The sequence below is a fragment of the Rahnella laticis genome (assembly GCF_015644585.1).
Taxonomy (GTDB): Bacteria; Pseudomonadota; Gammaproteobacteria; order Enterobacterales; family Enterobacteriaceae; genus Rahnella; species Rahnella laticis.
Genome location: NZ_JADOBI010000008.1, coordinates 197584 through 219278, shown reverse-complemented (window position 1 = coordinate 219278; position 21695 = coordinate 197584). Strand labels below are relative to the sequence as shown.

Annotated in this window: 3 protein-coding genes; all 3 read right to left on the bottom strand. The window is 59.8% G+C overall.

The window, feature by feature from the left end:
* Window positions 1–164 precede the first annotated feature (164 nt).
* The gene (locus tag IV433_RS18305) at window positions 165–1340 is read right to left on the bottom strand and encodes an HlyD family type I secretion periplasmic adaptor subunit (protein ID WP_195815355.1); all 1176 of its coding nucleotides are present in this window, start codon (window positions 1338–1340) and stop codon (window positions 165–167) included.
* Window positions 1340–3517: a type I secretion system permease/ATPase gene (locus IV433_RS18300; protein ID WP_195815367.1), complete on the bottom strand. Its 2178-nt coding sequence runs from the start codon at window positions 3515–3517 to the stop codon at window positions 1340–1342. Before IV433_RS18300 ends, IV433_RS18305 begins: the two co-directional genes overlap by 1 nt.
* A gap of 107 nt (window positions 3518–3624) precedes the next feature.
* Window positions 3625–21606, bottom strand: a complete 17982-nt coding sequence (locus IV433_RS18295; protein ID WP_195815354.1) for an Ig-like domain-containing protein — start codon at window positions 21604–21606, stop codon at window positions 3625–3627.
* Window positions 21607–21695: the final 89 nt, after the last annotated feature.

The following is a 21695-nucleotide window of genomic DNA, read 5'->3' as shown; positions in this document are numbered from 1 at the left end:
AACGAATGCTTGCCGAGGTCAATACCGATGAGCGTAACGTTTTGCATGATGATCCCCTTCAGAAAGAAAAACACCCTGTCAGCGTACCGCTCACAGGGTGGGGGTGACCATCTTATTAAACCCACGTTCACACGTGGGTTTTTCCGTTTCTCACAACGCCGTTATTAACGTTCCCGCATTGCTTCGTTCATTTTGTTCAGCGGCTTCAGCAGATAATCGAGGATGCTTTTATTGCCGGTTTTGATATCCACCGTGGCGATCATGCCGGGGAAGATATAGAACTTTTCTTTGTGTTTATTTTCCAGATAGTTGGCGTGCGTTTTGATGTTGACGCGGTAATAGTACACGTCGCGGCGGACTTCATCCTGGATGGTGTCCGGGGAAATCGTCGTAACTTCGCCGTCAAAACTGCCGTAAATGGAATAATCATAGGCGGTGATTTTCACCTTGGCTTTCTGGCCAGGGTGGATAAACGCCACGTCGCGCGGGGAGATTTGCGCTTCCACCAGCATCTGGTCGTCAATCGGCACCAGCGTCATCAGTTTGCCATTGGGCGGAATCACGCCGCCGACGGTGTTGACGTCAATATTTTTGACGATGCCTTTCACCGGCGAGAAGAATTCCAGGCGGTTCAGTGAGTCTTTACGCCCCAGAATCACCGAGCGCTGCGCCTCGATCTCCGCATTGGCCTTGGCAAGTTCCTCACCAGCGCGCACGTTGTATTGCGTTTCCAGGTCAGTCGCTTTGCTTTCCATTTCGTTAATCTGACGTTGCAGACGCAGTACTTCCACATCGCTGGCCGCGCCCTGTTTGACCAGTGGCGTGGTCATTGAAAGCTCGCGGCGGATAAGCGATACGCCCTGCTTCAGGCCGGAAAGTTGTTTCTCCAGGCTGTTACGGCTGGAGTTGTACAGCTCGGTTTCTGATTTCACCAGCTCCGGTTCGTCATCCAGCTCTGCCGGGAACGTCAGCGGCGTATTGTTGATCTGCGCCGTCAGTCGCGCCGCGGTCGCCAGCGCGGCATGCAAACGCGCCACGCTTTCCTGTACGCCGGATTCGGTTTTGGTGCGATCCAGCTGCGCCAGCCGCTGCCCGCGTTCCACCACTTGCCCTTCCTGCACGTCGATGGTGTGCACGATGCCGCCTTCCAGCGACTGAACAATCTGTTCGTGCGATGACGGGATCACTTTGCCGGTGCCGGTCGTGACTTCATCGAGCGTGTAAAAATTCGCCCACAGGAAGAAACACAAAAGCATCAGCGAAACCGACCAGACCAGAATGGTCGAGCGCGGCAGGGATTTTTCAGCCCGCTGACGGGTCGTGAGTTTAGGCTTTTTCATTATGATGCCTCCTTGCTTGTCGCCGGTTTTGCAGTGGCGGCAGCGGTCTGTCCTTTCGGCCTGAAGTGTTTGTTCAGGATCTCATCCTTATTACCGTCGAGCGAAATGCGCCCGTTATCCATGACGATAATGCGATCGACCAGTTGCAACAGCGCCAGACGGTGCGTGGCAATAATCAGCGTTTTGTCTTTGCCCCAGGTGGATAACTGGGAAATCAGGTTCCATTCGGAAATCTCGTCCAGCCACGCGGTGGGCTCATCGAGCAGTAAAACCTGCGGCTGCGTGATGATGTTACGCGCCAGCAACAGCGCCTGACGTTGCCCGCCGGAAAGCCCGACGCCGCCTTCGTGAATGAGGAAGTTCAGGCCGTCCTCTTTTTGCTGAACAAACGCCAGCGCGCCGCTGATCACCAGCGCTTCATGGATCTCTTCGTCCGTCGCCTGCGGGCGTCCCATGGTGATGTTTTCATGCACCGAGCCGAAGAACAGGCGGGCGTGCTGGTTGTGAAGCGCCACGTCGCGGCGTAAATCTGCCGGGTCGATCTGTTTGATGTTGACGTTATCGAGCACCACCTGCCCTTGCTGAACCTGTTGCATCCCGGCCAGCACTTGCAGGAGCGTCGATTTACCGGCGCCGTTTTTGCCGAGGATGGCAATCTTTTCGCCCGGTTTGATGTTCAGGCGTGAAATCGCCAGATTCACCGCTTTGGCTTCTTCGTCGTAATAAAACACCGCGTCACTGAACGCGTATTCACCGGCGATCTGCGCCTTGTGAACCATCTTCTGGCCATTTTCCTGATCAATCGGGCGTTGCATCAGTTCATCCAGCCCTTTACGCGCAACCTTTGCCTGCTGCCAGCGCGACAGCACGCCGGAAATCTGCGCCAGCGGTGCAATGGTGCGGGATGCCAGAATGGTCGTACCGACCAGCGCACCGGTGGTCATGTCGCCCTTCATCACCAGATAGCAACCCACCAGCAGCACGACAGCGTACACAATCGACTGCACTTCCTGCGTCCAGGTCATCAGCAGGCTGGTCAGAAAACGCTGACGCATGCTGATTTCGGCAGACACTTCGTTGCAGTGGTTCCACTGGTTCTGGAAACGCTGCTCGGCGCGCATCAGTTTGATGTCTTCGAGCGATTCCACCGCTTCCACCAGCGAGGCGTTACGCACCGCCGATTCGCGCATCCCTTCGTTGGCCAGTTTCGCCAGAGGTCTCTGGATCAGGATGCCGGGGATCAGCAGCAAAGGCAGCGCCAGTAACACCACAAACACCAGCGGGCCGCCGATCATCCACAGAATCACGGTGAACAGCAGGAAGAATGGCAGATCCGACAGCGCGCTGAGCGTGGTCGAAGTGATCAGCTCGCGCACGGATTCCAGTTCGCGGATTTGCGAAATAAAGGAGCCGGTGGATTTCGAGCGCGCACTATTTTTAATGCGCAGCGCACGGCCAAAGACGCGGTCGGAAATGCGCAAATCGGCGCGTTTCCCTACCACGTCAGAAATATGGACGCGCACCATGCGCATCACGAATTCAAAGGTAATCGCCAGCATCACGCCGCCGAAAAGTACCCATAAGGTCGGGACGGACTGCGACGGCACCACGCGGTCGTAAACCTGCATGGAAAACAACATGCCCGCCAGCGCCAGTACGTTGGCAATCATTGAGGCCAGCATGATGTCGCTGTAACGACGCCAGTCTTTCAACGCCAGATCCCAGAACCAATTTTTCTTGTACGGCTTGATGTAGTTATCAACGCGCGCATCGGGAATGCTGTGCAGCGGGCGCAGAAGCGTGATGCTTTTCGCGCGTTCCGCCAGCTGTTCTGATGTCAGGGTGGTTTCGAGCCCCTGATCTTCGGTAAATTGCACGGCGCACTGGCCGCTGGCGTCCAGATGTGTCACCACGCCCAGCCGCCCGTTGTCGAGCGTCAGGATGAACGGCACGCTCATCGGGTCGAGATCGTTCGGGTGGAAATCACGCGTCACGCGGCCCAGCCCCAGTTTTTTTGCCATCTCATCAAGAATCACGTCTGCCGGTGCGCCCATCTCCCAGGCGACCGTAGTTTTCACGTGTTCTTCTGAGTAATCCAGCCGGTAGTGTTTCGCGATATCGAGCATGGCGCTGAGCCACGCGGTGTAGCCTTTCTCTAACATGTTGTCTTTTTTCATCATCATTCTTCCCTAAATCGTCTTTCTTCACGCTCATTCCGGAGCATAAACAGGCCATCCGGGTCCGCGGAGCAGAGGGTTTCCCCTGCTCCGCTTTCCGCTACTGATTAGCCAACAATCAGCTGATGGTTCGCCAGCAACGTCGCCAGATCGGTATGCACGTTGGTCAGCGTCGCGATGGTGGTCATCGACTGTGCTGAACCGCTGCCATCCATATCAATCTTGATGACGGTGTTGTTGCCTTCGGTCGTCACCGACAGGTAATCGGTGATATTGCCCGCCGAGGCGTTCAGCGTGGCCACGCCGTTGACGTAGCTTGCTGAACCGGTGCCGGTGTAACCGCCCGACTGCAACAGCTCGCTCAGATCCAGACGGTCTGAGTTCGCCGTGCCTTCCCATGTCCCGACCGTAAAGCCGTTGATGGTGTCAGAACCGTTACCGCCGGTGGCGTCGGCACTGTTAATCAGCTTGTACAGCAGCGTGTCGTGCCCGCCGTTGCCTAAGTTGAAAGTGTCGTTGCCGCCACGGCCGTTGAACACGTTATCGCCAGAACTGCCGGTGATCGTATCGTCGTAGTTCGACCCGGCAATCCCTTCGATATTCTTGAAGGTTGACGTGTTGAACCCGGTGTTCTGGGCGTTACTGCTGCTCAGATCCACGGTGATCCCGCTGGTGGCATTGCGGAAATCGACGATGTCCTCACCGCCGGTGGCACTCCATGTCGCGTGGTCTGACGAAGTGTTCCAGCCGCCGGAGCCGTCGTACACGTAGGTGCCGTTTTCCGCGATAAACGTATCGTTGTAGCCGGTACCGGTGATGGTGCCGCTGGTGCCGCCGGTCGCTGCATCCGCCGTTAACGAGTAGCTGGTGGTGCCGTCACCCGCGGTCAGGTCATTCCAGGTTTCATTGGACGACACGCCGTTGATATTGCGCACCAGCACCGCCGAATACGTTTCATTCGGATCCAACCCGTAGAAGTTCACCAGCGCCGAGGCATCGTTAATCCCGATACCCGACTGGGCGTTGATGATCTGCGACGCCACCAGCTGGCCGGCTGAGTTGTACAGCTGCACCGTGTTGCCGTAGAACACGTTCATCCCTTCGCCGTCGAGAATGCGCAGGTGAATGGCCGTGCCGTCAGCAATGGTGTTGTTGTTGGCGATGTACACCACTTTGCCGTTGGCCTGCGAAACCAGCAGGTCCTGCGTCCCGTTCCAGTCGTAGTCGAGCGTCGCAATCCCCGTCACGTTCACCAGTGCGGAGGCAAGCTGACTGCTGGTCCAGCCTTTGCCGGTGCTGTCGTTCATGTACAGCGTCGCGGTCTGGCTGGTGGAATAGGTGCTGAACTTGATGATGTCCATGTCACCGTCACCGTCCCAGTCCACAGCCGCTGACAGATACCCGCCAGATGCCGCGTTGGTGGTCGCCGTTTCTACTGCGGTTGGCGTGGCCGTCAAGCCGCCCGTCCCGTTGTTGTAGTAGATCATGCCGCCGTAGTTGTATCCGCCGCTGGAGTTCAGACCGGTTGAAATGTACAGGTCCATCAGGCCATCGCCGTTGAAGTCCGCCCAGGTCATCGACACTGCGGTGGTCGAGTTGGCGGCATTCGGGATAAACACGTTAGCGATGCTTTGCGTTTCCGTCAGCGAGCCGGTGCCGTTGTTGCTCACTACCGTCAGGGCATACGCGCCGTTACGGTTGGTGTGCTGAACGATATCGACCGTACCGTCGTTGTTGATATCCACGCCGGAGATTTCACGGTACGTCACACCCGCGAGACCCGCCGCGCCGTTGGTGCCGTCAGCGGTCAGAACGCCCTTGTTGTTCACCAGATAACTGCGTGAGTCACCCCCGGCATCGCCGTACGCCAGATCCACCCAACCGTCGCCGGTTTTGTCATAGGCAATCACGCCGCCGTACCAGATGGTGGTGCCGATCGCCTGCTGGCCGTAGGTGTACGTGCCGTCTGCATTTGCGGTCCATTTACCCTGAATGCTGCCGCCGTAGTTGGTTTCCGTCGCATAAATATCTGACGTGCCGTTACGGTCGGTATCCGCCAGCGTGTAACTCACCACGATGTTGCCACGGGTGTTGGTTAACGTGGTGCCGGAATAGCTGTTCAGGCCGGAACTGGTGTAATCCGAGATCCCGGTGACAATGTTCCACAAACCACTGCTGTTCAGGCTGAAAGCCATGGCATTGGTGGACGTCGAACCCGCAGTGGTCGCCCAGCTGGTGTCCACGGCGGTTTCGGCATAAACAATGATGGCGCTGGTGTCGATACCTGCATCGTTCCCGTTGCCCGCACTGCTGCGCACCTGTGCCGTGACGTTATAACTTGCCAGCCCCAGCGCCCCCGGAACCTGCAAGTACCAGGTATTGTTCAGCGGATCGACCACCACTGCGCCGCCCGTTTCGGACGTGTACGTCACGCCATTTACCACTACCTGAACATACATGCCTTCGCCCAGCGCTTCGGACAACGTACCGCTGATGATCGGCGTCGTATCCTGCGTGGATTCGGCCGTCACGGTGGCAATCGTGGTCGGAATCGAGGTATCCACCGTCAGGGTGAAATCGCCCGATGGCGTGGTATTCCCCGCCAGATCCTGCGCTTTCGCGACGTACACGTATGTGCCGTCCGCCAGCGCGGAATCCGCGAAGGTCCAGGCCAGACCGACCACCGTCGCGACGCCTACAAACACGCCGTTACGGTAGATCTTCAGCACTTCGCCATCGGCCAGCGCCTTGCTCAGCGTGCCGCTCAGCGTCGGTGCGGTTTCATCGGTGTAAGTGCCGGAACCGAACGATCCTTTACGGTCACCTTCGTCATCGGAATACTGAACGATGCTCGCCACCGCTTCCGGGTTCAGCGTATCAATCACCACGGTCTGGCTGCTGACCGTGCCGGTGTTACCGGCCTGATCGATAACCCGAACCTGAACGTTGTAATTGCCGTCAGCAAGAACGGTGCCGGTTGCGTCATAGCTCCATGACTGCCCGTTAACCACTACGTCAGTCCAGGTCAGACCGCCATTGAGGCTGATTTGCGCCCTCTCGTCAGTCGCCAGCGTGGCGTTCAGGGTGCCCGACATCGTCAGCGTGTTATCACTGGTGATGAAGTCGTTCGCGTAGTCACCGGTATCGTTGCTGATCGCACCGATGGTGATGATTTGCGTCGGCGCCGTGGTGTCAATCGTCACCACCTGCTGCGCGGTCTGACCGACGTTTCCGGCCTGATCCACCACGCGAACCTGATACAGCGTCTGGCCGTCGGTCAGCGTGCGACCGTCGGTGTATGTCCAGGTGCTGCCGGACAGCGAAACGGTGGTCCAGGTCGCGCCGTTATCGACGCTGATCTGCACCACTTCGCCTGCGCCCAGCGCCGCGCCGATAGATCCGGTGACCGTCAGCGAGGTATCGCTGGTCACAAAATCGCTGGCAGAAATGCCGGTATCGGTGCTGACGCTGTCGATGGTCACGGTTTTGCTGCTGTCCGGCGCAACGGTATCGACGGTGACCACTTTGGAGGTCACGTTGCCGACGTTTCCGGCGGTATCCACCACGCGGACGTTATAGGTGTAATCCCCGTCGGTCAGCGTGCGGCCATCGGCAAACGTCCAGCCGGTGCCGATCGTGGTCGCATTCGCCCACGTCAGACCGCCGTCAACGCTCACCTGCACCACTTCATCGGCGGCCAGCGTTTTGCCCAGCGTACCGGTGACGGTCAGCGAGGTGTCGCTGGTCACAAAGTCACTGCTGCTCAGGCCGGTATCGGTACTGATCGCATCAATAGTGATGGTTTTGCTGCTGTCCGGTGCCGTGGTATCCACGGTAACCACCTGACTTGCCGTCGCTCCGACATTTCCGGCCAGATCGATAACGCGCAGCTGGTAGTTGTAATCACCGTCGGTCAGCGTGCGGCCGTCGATGTACGTCCAGGTCAGCCCGCTGATGCTCACGTCAGCCCAGGTGTTGCCACCGTCGAGACTGATTTGCGCATATTCATCCGCACCCAGCGCCGCGCCAAGCGTTCCGCGCAGGTTGAGCGTGGTGTCGCTGGTAATAAAGTCAGTGCTGCTCAGGCCGGTATCCTGCGAAATCGCATCGATACTGATGGACTGGCTGGCGTCCGGTGCCACGGTGTCAATCACCACCGTCTGCGACGCGGAAGACCCGACGTTACCGGCGGCGTCAATCACCCGCACGGTGTAGCTGTAGCTGCCGTCTGTCAGCGCGCTTCCCTGCGCATAGTTCCAGGTGGTGCCGGTCACGGTCAATGTGACCCAGGTCAACCCGCCATCCAGGCTGATTTGTGCAGACTCGTCATTGCCCAGAGCCGCAGAAAGCGAGCCTTTGAGCGTAATCGTGGTGTCGCTGGTCACGAAATCACTGTTGCTGCGGCCGGTGTCATCGCTCACTGAATCAATGGTGATGGTCATTGACGGTGCCGACGTATCGACTGCAATTTCGTGCGTCGCCGTGCCGGTATTGCCGATGCTGTTGGTCACCGACGCCGTGATGGCATAGTTATCGCCATCCACCAGCGCGCTCACCGCATTGGCGCTCAGGTTCAGCGTCCAGCTCTGATCATTCTGAACCTGTGCGGTATAGCTCTGACCGTTGAGGGTCACCGTTACCGTTGAACCGGCCGGAGCCGTCGAGGTTCCGGTCACGGCCAGCGACGTGCCGTGCTCTGCGGCGTTAACCACATCGTCCGCCGCGAAGGTGTTGATGGTGATTTCCGGCACTGCGCCGTTCAGCGTGACCGATGAACCGCCCGTTGCCGGGTTGCCCGCCACATCACTGACGCTGGCGCTGACGGTGTAACTGCCGTCGGCCGCGCCGTTAAAGTCCGCCGCAGGAACGTTCACGCTCCAGGTACCGGTGGACGTCACGGTCGCGTGGTATTCGCGATTGTTGAACGTCACGGTAACAATCTGGCCCGCTTCCGCCGACGTGGTGCCGCTGATGGTCTGACCCGCCAACTGCTCGGTGGTGTTGATAACGTCATCACCGGCAATGGTGTTAATGGTCAGCGTTGGCGCCACGGTATCCACCAGAACAGAAGTGCTGGCTGACGCCGGATTCCCCGCCACGTCGCTGACGCTGGCGCTGACCGGCAGAGAACCGTCCGGCAGCGCGGCAACGTCCGCCGCAGGGATATTCAGCGACCAGGTGCCGTTGCCATTCACGGTGGTGGTATACGTTTCATTGTTGAACGTCACGGTGACCGTCTGACCGGCCTGCGCCGTGGACGTCCCGCTGAGTGTCAGCGGCTGGCCGAGCTCGACCGCGTTTAACATTCCGCTGGCCGTAACCGGGTTAATCAGCAGCGCTGGCGGCGTGGTATCGACCACCACGTTGTGCGTGGCATTGGCCGGATTTCCGGTCGCATCGCTGGCGCTGGCCGTGACGCTGTAATTGCCGTCGGTGATGGCCGCCATATCGGCTGCCGGAACGCTCAGCGTCCAGTGGCCGGTGGCATCTACACTGGCGGTGTAGCTTTTTCCGTTCAGCATCACGGTCACTTCGGTACCGGAAACCAGCATATCGCTGCCGCCGGAAATCGTCAGGCTGGTGCCTTTTTCCGCCGCATTGATGATGTCGTCTTGCGCAATCGTATCGATGCTCAGGCTGACTGCGTTGGTGTTCACGGTGATCACGTGGTCGCGGCTGCCGGTGTTGCCCGCGCTGTCGGTAATGCTGACCGCAAACGTGGTATCGCCGGACGCCAGACCCTGGATCACTCTGGCCGGAACGCCGATGCTCCAGTTGCCGCTGGCATCCACGACGGTGCTGTAGGTGTGGCCGTCAATCACCAGCGTCACTACGTTGCCCGGCACGGTGCCGGTGCTGCCGCCGGTAATCACCTGCGCCTGCCCGTGTTCTGCGGTGTTCAGCACATCGTCGCCCGCCACGGTGTTAACCGTAACGACCGGCGCGGTGACATCCACCAGCAGCGAACCGCTGGCGCTGGCGCTGTTACCGGCAATATCGCTGACAACCGCACTGATCGCGTAAGTGCCGTCCGCCAGAGCCGAAGCCACGGAAGCAGGAACGGAGGTGCTCCAGGTGCCGTCCGCCGCCACGGTCGCGGTGTAGTTCTGGCCGTTAAGCGTAATCGTCACAATCTGACCCGCTTCAGCAGTCGAGGTCCCGCTCAGCACAACGTTTGCAGCCGCTTCCGCGCTGTTAAGCACGTTGTCACCGGCGATCACGTTGATGGTCAGCGCTGGCGCTGTCGCATCCACTTCCGCCGTGTTCGCCGCGCTCGCGCTGTTGCCTGCCACGTTGGTCACGCTGGCTGTTGCGGTGACATCGCCGTCTTTCAGGCCAGTCATGTCGCCCGCCGGAACTTTGACGCTCCAGCTGCCGTCTGCCTGAACCTGCGCCGTATAGTTGTGGCCCGCAAAGTTCACGGTCACGGTCTGACCTGCTTCCACGTTCTGCGTGGTGCCGGTCAGCGTCAGGTCCGCGGCTTTTTCTGCTGCGTTAATAATGTCGTCGGCTGCGATGGTATCGACCGAGATCGCCACGCTGCTCAGATCCACGGTCACGTTGTTGGAAATGGTGACGGTATTACCGGACGTATCGGAGCCGGTCACGCTGATATTGAGCGCGCCCGCTGGCCAGTTCGAAACGTCCGCTGCCGGAACGGCCGCAGACCATGCGCCGTTCGCGCCAACGGTAGCCTGATAATCAATGCCGTTAACCGTGACGGTGACGCTGCTGCCCGGTGCGATATCGGTGCTGGTGCCGCTGATGATCTGGTTTTGCTGAATTTCGATGCTGTTGACGATGTCGTCGCCCGCAACGGTATCCATACGCAGACCCGGCAGACCGGCGTCGATGCTGATCTCACGATCGCTGCTGCTGGTGTTGCCGTGCTGATTGGTCACGCTGGCGCTGATTGTCAGGTCGCCGTCGCCGAAGCCTTTCAGGTCAGCGGAAGGCACGCTGACGCTCCAGCTCAGATCGCCCTGAACCGTTGCCGTGTAAGACTTGCCGCCAAGTGTGATGGTGACGATATCGCCTGCCGCCGCGTTAGTCACGGTGCCGCTCACCAGCTGATCCGCATTGATTTCCGTCGCGTTAACGATGTTATCCGTGGCGAATGCGCCGATGTTCACGGTTGGCAGTGAGCTGTCGACCAGCACAACGTGCGTGGTGTTGCCGGTGTTGCCCGCCGCGTCAGTGCTGCTGGCGGTCAGCGTGTAATCCGCTTCGCCCAGTTTTGCCACGTCGGCCGCCGGAACGTCCAGCGTCCATGCGCCGTTCGTGACGGTTGCGGTGTAGTTCTGGCCGTTGAAGTTCAGGGTAACAACTGTGCCGTCCGCACCGTCGCTGGTGCCGCTGACGGTCAGCGCTTGGCCTTTTTCGGTGGCGTTGATGACGTCATCCGTGGCGACGGTGTTAATCGTCAGAACCGGAGAAACGGTATCAACGGTAACCGCATGCGTTGCAGAGCCGTCATTGCCCGCGGCATCTTTCACGGTTGCCGTGACAGTGTAACTGCCGTCGGTCATTGCGCTGACCGCAGACGCCGGAATGCCGGTGCTCCAGTTGCCCTGAGCATCCACGGCCGCCGTGTAGGTTTTGCCGTTGATCTCAATCGTCACCAGGCCGCCTGCCGGAACGCCGGTGCTGCTGCCGGAGATCATCAGGTTCTGCTGAAGTTCCTGCGCGTTGATCACGTCATCGCCGGAAATGGTGTTGATGGCCAGCGTTGGCGGCGTGATATCCACCAGCAAATCATGCTCAACCGTGACGCGGTTGCCCGCCACATCGCTGACGGATGCGGTGATGGTGAACGTGCCGTCTGTGAGAATGCCCGCGTCAGCCGCCGGGATCGTCACGCTCCAGGTGCCGTCCGCCGCCACAACCGAGGTATACCCGGCCACGGTGACAATCTGGCCCGGTTCCGCCGTGGTGGTACCGCTGATAATGACGTCGGCGCTCGCTTCCGCCAGATTCAGCACGTTGTCACCGGCAATGGTGTTCATCGTGATCGTCGGCGCGAGGGTATCGACTGTCACATCCTGCGCAGCGCTGGCGCTGTTACCCGCCGTGTTGGTCACGCTGACGCTCACGGACGTGTCGCCGTCTTTCAGATTTTTCATGTCCGCAGCCGGAACTGTCAGGCTCCAGGAGCCGTCAGTCTGAACCTGAGCGGTGTAGCTGTGACCGGCGAAAATCACCGTCACATTCTGCCCGGCTTCCACGTTTTGCGTGCTGCCGCTCAGGGTCAGATCCGCCGCTTTCTCTGCCGCATTCAGCATGTTGTCCGCAGACACCGCGTCGATAGCAATGCTGACACTGCTCAGATCCACCGTGATGGTGTTGCTGATCGTCACGCTGTTTCCGGCCTGGCTGACGCCGGTGACGGAAACGGCCAGCTCACCGGCAGGCCAGTTTGCAACGTCCGCAGCCGGAACCGGCGCAGACCAGTTACCGTTGACGCCGACGGTGGCCTGATAGTCAATTCCGTTCACTGTCACGGTGACGCTGCTGCCCGCCGCCAGCCCGTTGCTGGTACCGCTGATGATCTGGTTTTGCTGGATCTCGATGCTGTTGACGATGTCGTCGCCCGCAATCGTGCCGATGCGCAGGCCCGGAAGCGCGGCATCGATAGCGATATTGCGATCGCCGGAACCTTCATTACCACTGACGTTAGTGACGCTGGCGGAAATGTTCAGGCTGCCGTCGCCCATCGCGGCAAGATCGGCCGCAGGAACGGTAATGCTCCAGGTAAAATCGCTCTGCACTTGCGCCGTATAGGTTTTCCCGCCGACGGTCACGGTGACCGTCTGGCCTGCTTCTGCATGCGTCACGGAACCACTGATCACCTGATCCTGCGTCACTTCGGTCGCATTAATCACGTCATCGCCCGCTACCGTATTGATGGTGACGGAAGGATTATCAGAAGCCGTTTGCAGCCCTTTGGAAACAGAACCGGTATTGCCATTCACGTCGGTGCCGCTGACGCTGACCTGATAGAGCGCCTGCCCCAGATTCGCCAGCGCGCTGGCCGGAATATCTGCACTCCACATGCCGCCGTTCACGGTTCCCGTATAGTTCAGGCCGTTCAGCGTCACAATCACCTGCGCGCCGTCCGCGAGCCCGGTCACCGTACCCGTAACGGTCAGTGTGGTCAGGGCTTCGGTGGCATTGAGCACATTATCGCCGCCCGCCATATCATTGATAACAAAGACGGGCGCAGTGGTATTGACCACAACATTCTGGCTCGCAGAACCGGTATTTCCGGCCAGATCGGTAACAGAGGCGGCAACGGTGTAGCTGCCGTCCGCCAGACCGCTGACCACGTCAGCCGGAACGCCGATGCTCCACTTGCCGCTGGCATCGCTGATAGCGGAATAATTCACGCCATTAATGGTCACGGTCACGACGGTGCCAATGTCCACGCCGGTCACAGTGCCGCTGATGACCTGCGCCTGCCCGTGCTCGGTGCTGTTAATGACGTTGTCGCCCGCCACCACGTTGACAGTGACGACAGGTGCGGTCTGATCAACCTGCGCGGTGCCGGTTGCCGTCGCCGGGTTACCTGCAATATCGGTAACGCTGGCAGTCATGGTGTAAGCACCGTCGTTCAGACCGGAGAACACGGTGTTCGCGACGCTGGTGGTCCAGGTGCCGTCCGCCGCAACGGTCGCGGTGAAGGTTTCGGTGCCCATCACGATGGTCACCGTCTGGCCCGCCTGCGCCGTTGATGTACCGCTCAGCACAACATCCGTACCGGCATTAACCGCGCTCAGCACATCGCCCGCGCTGATACTGTTGATCGTCACGACCGGTGCAGACGCATCTACTTCCGCCGTATTCGCCGCGCTCGCGCTGTTGCCTGCCACGTTAGTGACCGTCGCGGTTGCAGTGACGTCGCCGTCTTTCAGGCTGGTCATGTCGCCCGCCGGAACGGTGACGCTCCAGCTGCCATCTGCCTGCACCTGCGCGGTGTAATTATGCCCCGCAAAGTTAACAGTCACGGTCTGGCCTGCTTCCACGTTTTGCGTGGTGCCGGTCAGGGTGAGATCCGCCGCTTTTTCAGCTGCGTTAATCATGTCGTCGGCTGCGATGGTATCGACGGATATTGCCACACTGCTTAAATCAACGGTCACGTTGTTGGAAATGGTGACGGTATTACCGGACGCGTCAGAGCCGGTCACGCTGATATTGAGCGCGCCCGCTGGCCAGTTCGCCACGTCCGCTGCCGGAACGGCCGCAGACCATGCGCCGTTCGCGCCGACCGTTGCGTGATAATCGATGCCGTTAACCGTGACGGTGACGCTGCTGCCTGCCGCGATATCCGAACTGGTGCCGCTGATGATCTGGTTTTGCTGAATTTCGATGCTGTTGACGATGTCGTCGCCCGCAACGGTATCAATACGCAGACCCGGCAGACCGGCGTCGATGTTGATTTCACGATCGCTGCTGCTGGTGTTGCCGTGCTGATTGGTCACGCTGGCGCTGACGGTCAGATCGCCGTCGCCGAACCCTTTCAGGTCAGCCGAAGGCACGCTGACGCTCCAGCTCAGATCGCCCTGAACCGTTGCCGTATAAGACTTCCCGCCGAGCGTAATAGTGACAACGTCACCGGCTGCCGCATTGGTGACCTTGCCGCTGATCAGCTGATCGACGCTGATTTCGGTCGCGTTAATGATGTTATCGGTCGCCACCGGATTGATGCTCACGGTCGGCAGCGAGCTGTCCACCAGAACAACGTGCGTGGTGTTGCCGGTGTTGCCCGCCGCGTCGGTGCTGCTGGCGGTCAGGGTGTAATCCGCTTCGCCGAGTTTTGCCACATCCGCCGCCGGAACGTCGAGCGTCCATGCGCCGTTCGTGACGGTTGCGGTGTAGTTCTGGCCGTTGAAGTTCAGGGTAACCGTTGTGCCATCCGCACCGTCGCTGGTGCCGCTGACGGTCAGCGCTTGGCCTTTTTCGACGGCGTTAATGACGTCGTCTGCCGCCACGGTATTGATCGTCAGCACCGGAGAAACGGTGTCCACGGTAACCGAGTGAGTCGCCGCGCCGTCGTTGCCCGCCGCGTCTTTCACGGTGGCGGTGACGGAGTAGCTGCCGTCGGTGATCGCACTGACAGCCGCAGCCGGAACGCCGGTGCTCCAGTTGCCGCTGGCGTCGACCACTGCGGTGTAAGAAACACCGTTGATTTCGACCGTCACCAGCCCGCCCGCAGGCACGCCCGTGCTGCTGCCGGAGATCATCAGGTTCTGCTGATGTTCCTGCGCGTTAATAATGTCGTCGCCGGAAATCGTGTTGATGGTCAGCGTTGGCGCAGTCACATCCACCAGCAAAGAACCATTCGCGCTCGCGCCGTTGCCTGCGATATCGGTAACAACCGCACTGACCGGATAGGTGCCGTCAGCCATTGCTGCCGCGTCGGCTGCCGGAACGGAGGTGCTCCAGGTGCCGTCTGCCGCCACGGTCGCGGTGTAGGTCTGGCCGTTCAGCGTGATCGTGACAACCTGACCGGCTTCCGCCGTAGACGTGCCGCTCAGCACAACGTCCGCACCTGCTTCCGCACTGTTGAGTACATTGTCACCGGCAATAACGTTGATGGTCAGCGTTGGCGCAGACGCGTCCACTTCCGCGGTATTCGCCGCGCTCGCGCTGTTGCCCGCCACGTTAGTGACTGTCGCGCTTGCAGTGACGTCGCCGTCTTTCAGGCTGGTCATGTCGCCCGCCGGAACGGTGACGCTCCAGCTGCCGTCTGCCTGAACCTGCGCGGTGTAGTTGTGACCCGCAAAGTTCACGGTCACGGTCTGGCCAGCTTCCACGTTCTGCGTGGTGCCGGTCAGGGTCAGATCTGCCGCTTTTTCCGCTGCGTTAATGATGTCGTCGGCTGCGATGGTATCGACCGAGATCGCCACGCTGCTCAGATCCACGGTCACATTGTTGGAAATGTTGACGGTATTACCGGACGCGTCGGAGCCGGTCACGGTGATCGCTAACTGACCCGCTGGCCAGTTCGCCACATCTGCCGCCGGAACGGCCGCAGACCATGCGCCGTTCGCGCCAACCGTTGCCTGATAATCAATGCCGTTCACTGTCACGGTGACGCTGCTGCCCGCCGGGATATCCGAGCTGGTGCCGCTGATGATCTGGTTTTGCTGAATTTCGATGCTGTTGACGATGTCGTCGCCCGCAACGGTATCAATACGCAGACCCGGCAGACCGGCGTCGATGTTGATTTCACGGTCATTCGACGCGGTGTTGCCGTGCTGATTGGTGACAGTAGCGCTGACGGTCAGATCGCCGTCGCCGAACCCTTTCAGGTCAGCCGAAGGCACGCTGATGCTCCAGCTCAGGTCATCCTGAACCGTTGCCGTGTAGGACTTGCCGCCAAGTGTGATAGTGACAACGTCACCGGCTGCCGCATTGGTGACCTTGCCGCTGATCAGCTGATCGGCGCTGATTTCGGTCGCGTTGATGACGTTATCGGTCGCCACCGGATTGATGCTCACGGTCGGCAATGAGCTGTCGACCAGCACCACGTGCGTGGTATTGCCGGTGTTGCCCGCCGCGTCGGTGCTGCTGGCGGTCAGGGTGTAATCCGCTTCGCCCAGTTTCGCGACGTCTGCCGCCGGAACGTTCAGCGTCCATGCGCCATTCGTGACGGTTGCGGTGTAGTTCTGGCCGTTGAAGTTCAGGGTAACAACTGTGCCGTCCGCACCGTCGCTGATGCCGCTGACGGTCAGCGCTTCACCTTTTTCGACGGCGTTAATGACGTCGTCTGCCGCCACGGTATTGATCGTCAGCACCGGAGAAACGGTGTCCACGGTAACCGCATGAGACGCTGAGCCGTCGTTGCCCGCCGCGTCTTTCACGGTGGCGGTGACGGTGTAGCTGCCGTCGGTAATCGCACTGACAGCCGCAGCCGGAACGCCGGTGCTCCAGTTGCCGCTGGCGTCGACCACTGCGGTGTAAGAAACGCCGTTGATCTCAACCGTCACCAGCCCGCCCACAGGCACGCCGGTGCTGCTGCCGGAGATCATCAGGTTCTGCTGATGTTCCTGCGCGTTAATAATGTCGTCGCCGGAAATGGTGTTAATGGTCAGCGTTGGCGCAGTCACGTCCACCAGCAAAGAACCATTCGCGCTTGCGCCGTTGCCTGCGATATCGGTAACAACCGCACTGACCGAATAGGTGCCGTCAGCCATTGCTGCCGCGTCGGCTGCCGGAACGGGGGTGCTCCAGGTGCCGTCTGCCGCAACGGTTGCGGTGTAGGTCTGGCCATTCAGCGTGATCGTGACAATCTGACCCGCTTCCGCCGTAGACGTGCCGCTCAGCACAACGTCCGCGCCCGCTTCCGCGCTGTTCAGCACGTTGTCACCGGCGATCACGTTGATGGTCAGCGCTGGCGCAGACGCATCCACTTCCGCGGTATTCGCCGCGCTCGCGCTGTTGCCCGCCACGTTAGTGACCGTCGCCGTTGCAGTGACGTCGCCGTCTTTCAGGGAAGTCATGTCGCCTGCCGGAACGGTGACGCTCCAGCTGCCGTCTGCCTGAACCTGCGCCGTGTAGTTGTGGCCCGCAAAGTTCACGGTCACGGTCTGGCCTGCTTCCACGTTCTGCGTGGTGCCGGTCAGGGTGAGATCTGCCGCTTTTTCTGCTGCGTTAATGATGTCGTCGGCTGCGATGGTATCGACCGAGATCGCCACACTGCTTAAATCAACGGTCACGTTATTGGAAATGGTGACGGTATTACCGGACGTATCAGAGCCGGTCACGCTGATATTGAGCGCGCCCGCTGGCCAGTTCGCCACGTCTGCCGCCGGAACGGCCGCAGACCATGCGCCGTTCGCGCCAACCGTTGCCTGATAATCGATACCGTTAACGGTAACAGTCACGCTGCTGCCTGCCGCGATATCCGAACTGGTGCCGCTGATGATCTGGTTTTGCTGGATCTCGATGCTGTTGACGATGTCGTCGCCCGCAACGGTATTAATACGCAGACCCGGCAGACCGGCGTCGATGCTGATCTCACGGTCATTCGACGCGGTGTTGCCGTGCTGATTGGTGACAGTAGCGCTGACGGTCAGGTCGCCGTCGCCGAACCCTTTCAGGTCAGCCGAAGGCACGCTGACGCTCCAGCTCAGATCGCCCTGAACCGTTGCCGTGTAGGACTTGCCGCCAAGTGTGATAGTGACAACGTCACCGGCCGCCGCATTGGTGACCTTGCCGCTGATCAGCTGATCGGCGTTAATTTCGGTCGCGTTGATGACGTTATCGGTCGCCACCGGATTGATGCTCACGGTCGGCAATGAGCTGTCCACCAGCACAACGTGCGTGGTGTTGCCGGTGTTGCCCGCCGCGTCGGTGCTGCTGGCGGTCAGGGTGTAATCCGCTTCGCCCAGTTTTGCGACGTCTGCCGCCGGAACGTCCAGCGTCCATGCGCCGTTCGTGACGGTTGCGGTGTAGTTCTGGCCGTTGAAGTTCAGGGTAACCGTTGTGCCGTCCGCGCCGTCGCTGGTGCCGCTGACGGTCAGCGCTTCGCCTTTTTCCACGGCGTTAATGACGTCGTCTGCCGCGACGGTGTTAATCGTCAGCACCGGAGAAACGGTGTCCACGGTAACCGCGTGAGACGCCGCGCCGTCGTTGCCCGCCGCGTCTTTCACGGTGGCGGTGACGGTGTAGCTGCCGTCGGTAATCGCACTGACAGCCGCAGCCGGAACGCCGGTGCTCCAGTTGCCGCTGGCGTCGACCACTGCGGTGTAAGAAACGCCGTTGATTTCGACCGTCACCAGCCCGCCCGCAGGCACGCCGGTGCTGCTGCCGGAGATCATCAGGTTCTGCTGATGTTCCTGCGCGTTAATAATGTCGTCGCCGGAAATCGTGTTAATGGTCAGCGTCGGCGCAGTCACATCCACTAGCAATGAGCCATTCGCGCTCGCGCCATTACCGGCAATGTCAGTCACCGTTGCGCTCACGGAATAGGTGCCGTCAGCCAGAGCCGCCGCGTCGGCTGCCGGAACGGAGGTGCTCCAGGTGCCGTCCGCCGCCACGGTCGCGGTGTAGGTCTGGCCGTTCAGCGTGATCGTGACAACCTGACCCGCTTCGGCCGTAGACGTCCCGCTCAGCACAACATCCGCGCCCGCTTCCGCGCTGTTCAGCACGTTATCACCGGAGATGGTGTTCATTGTGATCGTCGGCGCGAGAGTATCGACCGTTGCATCCTGCGCGGCGCTCGCGCTGTTGCCCGCCACGTTGGTTACGCTGACGCTGACGGTGGTGTCGCCCTCTTTCAGCGTGCGGAGATCGGCGGCAGGAACGGTCACGCTCCAGCTGCCATCGGCCTGAACGGTCGCGGAATAACTGCCACCGGCAAAGTTTACGGTGACATTCTGCCCCGCTTCCACGTTCTGCGTGGTGCCGGTCAGCGTCAGGTCTGCGGCTTTTTCAGCTGCATTAATGATGTTATCTGCCGCGATGGTATCGACGGAGATCGCCACACTGCTCAGATCCACGGTCACGTTATTGGAGATCGTCACGCTGTTGCCCGATGCATCGGAGCCGGTCACGCTGATATTGAGCGCGCCCGCTGGCCAGTTCGCCACATCCGCCGCCGGAACGGCCGCAGACCATGCGCCGTTCGCGCCAACGGTAGCCTGATAATCGATGCCGTTAACCGTGACGGTGACGCTGCTGCCCGCCGCGATGTCCGAGCTGGTGCCGCTGATGATCTGGTTTTGCTGAACTTCAATACTGTTGACGATGTCGTCGCCCGCCACCGTATCGATGCGCAGGCCCGGCAGACCGGCGTCAATCACGATTTCGCGATCTACGGTGCCGGTATTGCCATTCTGGTTGGTCACGGTGGCGGTGATATTCAGATCGCCGTCGCCGAAGCCTTTCAGGTCAGCCGAAGGCACGCTGACGCTCCAGCTCAGGTCATCCTGAACCGTAGTGGTGTAAGAATTTCCGCCCACGGTGACAGTGACAACATCACCTGCTGCGGCATTCGAGACTTTACCGCTGACAATCTGCGCTGCTTCAATTTCGGTGGCATTAATGATGTCATCGCCCGCGGTCACCGCAATAGTGACAACCGGAAGCGCGGAATCCACGAGGACGTTGTGGGTCGCGTTGCCGGTGTTACCTTCGGCGTCCGTGCTGGTGGCGGAAAGCTGGTAGTTTGCTTCGCCGAGTTTCGAGACATCGGAAGCAGGCACGGTAACGGACCAGTTTCCGCCATTAATGGTGCCGGAATAAGTCACGCCGTTGAGCGTCAGGCTGACCGGCGTTCCGTCGGCACTGTTGCTGGTACCGGTGATGACCAGTGCTTCGCTTTTCCCGATAGCGTTGATCACATCATCAAGCGCAACGGTGTTGATCGCCAGTTCCGGGACTTCTGAAGACACCAGCACCGCGGTGTTCTGCGAGCCGGTATTGCCCGCTTTATCGGTAATGCTGACGCTGATCGGGTAACTGCCATCGGCGACGGCGCTGAAAACAGACGGCGGCAAACCGACGCTCCAGGAGCCATCGGCCGCGACGGTGGTGGTGTAAGTCTGACCATTGACGACCAGCGTGACCGTGTCGCCCGCTTCTGCGCCGGTGCTGGTGCCGCTGACGATTTGCGCCTGAGTCTGTTCAGCGCTATTGAGGATATTATCCCCGGCAATGGTGTTGATGGTGATCACCGGAACCGTGGTATCGACGCGCAAATCTTGCGTCGCAGTCGTGCTGTTACCGGCCGCATCGCTGACCGACGCGCTGACGGAAACATTACCGTCCTGAAGCGCGCCCGCCTGTGCCGCAGGCAGGTTAACTGCCCAGTTGCCGTCTGCGCCGACAATGGCGGTGTACGTCTGGCCGTTCAGGGAGATCGTCACGACCTGGCCCGCTTCCGCCGTTGAAGTGCCGCTCAGCACAACGTCTGCACCCGCTTCGGCCGCATTAAGAATGTTATCGCCCGCCAGTGTGCCGATGGTCAGCGAAGGAGGCTGAGTATCAACATTCAGGGTGGAATTTGAAGTGATGGTGTTGCCTGCGGAATCCACACCGCTGACCTGCACGGAATGCACGCCATCCGCCAGTGCGCTGACATTGGCGTGTGGAACACTGACTGACCATGAGCCGTCTGCGCCCACGGTGGTTTGCCAGCTTGCGCCATTCAGGGTCACGGTAACCGTGGTGCCTGCGGCCAGGTTGTCACTTTTGCCGGAAATCGTCATATCTGCCGCGGCTTCTGCGGCATTGAGCACGTTGTCACCGGCGATGGTGTCAATGGTCAGCGCGGAAGGGGTCGTCACGACATTCAGCGTGATGGTGCCCGCCGTGGTGGTGGAACCGTTGCTTTCCTGCACCACAATGTAAGTGTGCTTACCGGCAGACTGCGCCGCCAGCTGGGCGGTCCACTGGCCGTTTGCGCCGACCACCGCAGTAGCAATGATGTTGCCGCTGCTGTCCACAATCGAGATGTCCGCGCCCGGATAACCGGTACCGGTGAAGGTCGGGCGCGTGTCGTCGGTGATGTCCCGGTCGGCAAGAATGCCCTGCTTGTCGCCCTGCGTATCGGTGACGAGGAACGTCGGCTGCGCCACTTCAACATCTTTCGTGTTATCAATGACTTTGGTTTTTTCATCTGTGCCGCCGCCGTGCCCCAGCAATGCGCCAGCAGCACCCGCGCCGAGCACGCCCGCGAGCAAATACGGCCACTCGACCGTGACTTCTGTGCTGCTCAGCAACAGCGGTTCAATACCCGCCAGCGGCGTTTCAACCGCGTGGAGAGCAAAGGCAGGCGTATCATGAGCCACAGCGGCATCCGGGAAACTGACTTCAGTCAGCCCCTGGTTTTCATCCTGAAAGACCAGTTTATTCTCGTCGTCCTGTCCGATATTCTCGAAATATCCTACGCAACGAATAACGGAGCCGTCCTTCATGTGAATAATCAGGTCATTCCCGTTACGTTCATAGCTGGCAACATCTTTTGCCGAGCCATGAATAACGACAATGCCGGATTCATTCATTGCGACAGCTGCATTCCCTTGTGCAGTAAACTCATTTTTCAATGATGTTTTACGAGAGATAATATCCATGACTCTGCTCATGATATTTTCCTTTATCCTTATTATGCCTGATAGGTGTTATTCCAATGCTTATGCGAGCCACTGGCTATTAAATAACAAAACATTTATTG

Excerpts from the sequence above, each read along its gene's own strand:
- IV433_RS18305 (WP_195815355.1), bottom strand. The coding sequence starts at position 1,340 with ATGAAAAAGCCTAAACTCACGACCCGTCAGCGGGCTGAAAAATCCCTG.
- IV433_RS18300 (WP_195815367.1), bottom strand. The coding sequence starts at position 3,517 with ATGAAAAAAGACAACATGTTAGAGAAAGGCTACACCGCGTGGCTCAGC.
- IV433_RS18295 (WP_195815354.1), bottom strand. The coding sequence starts at position 21,606 with ATGAGCAGAGTCATGGATATTATCTCTCGTAAAACATCATTGAAAAAT.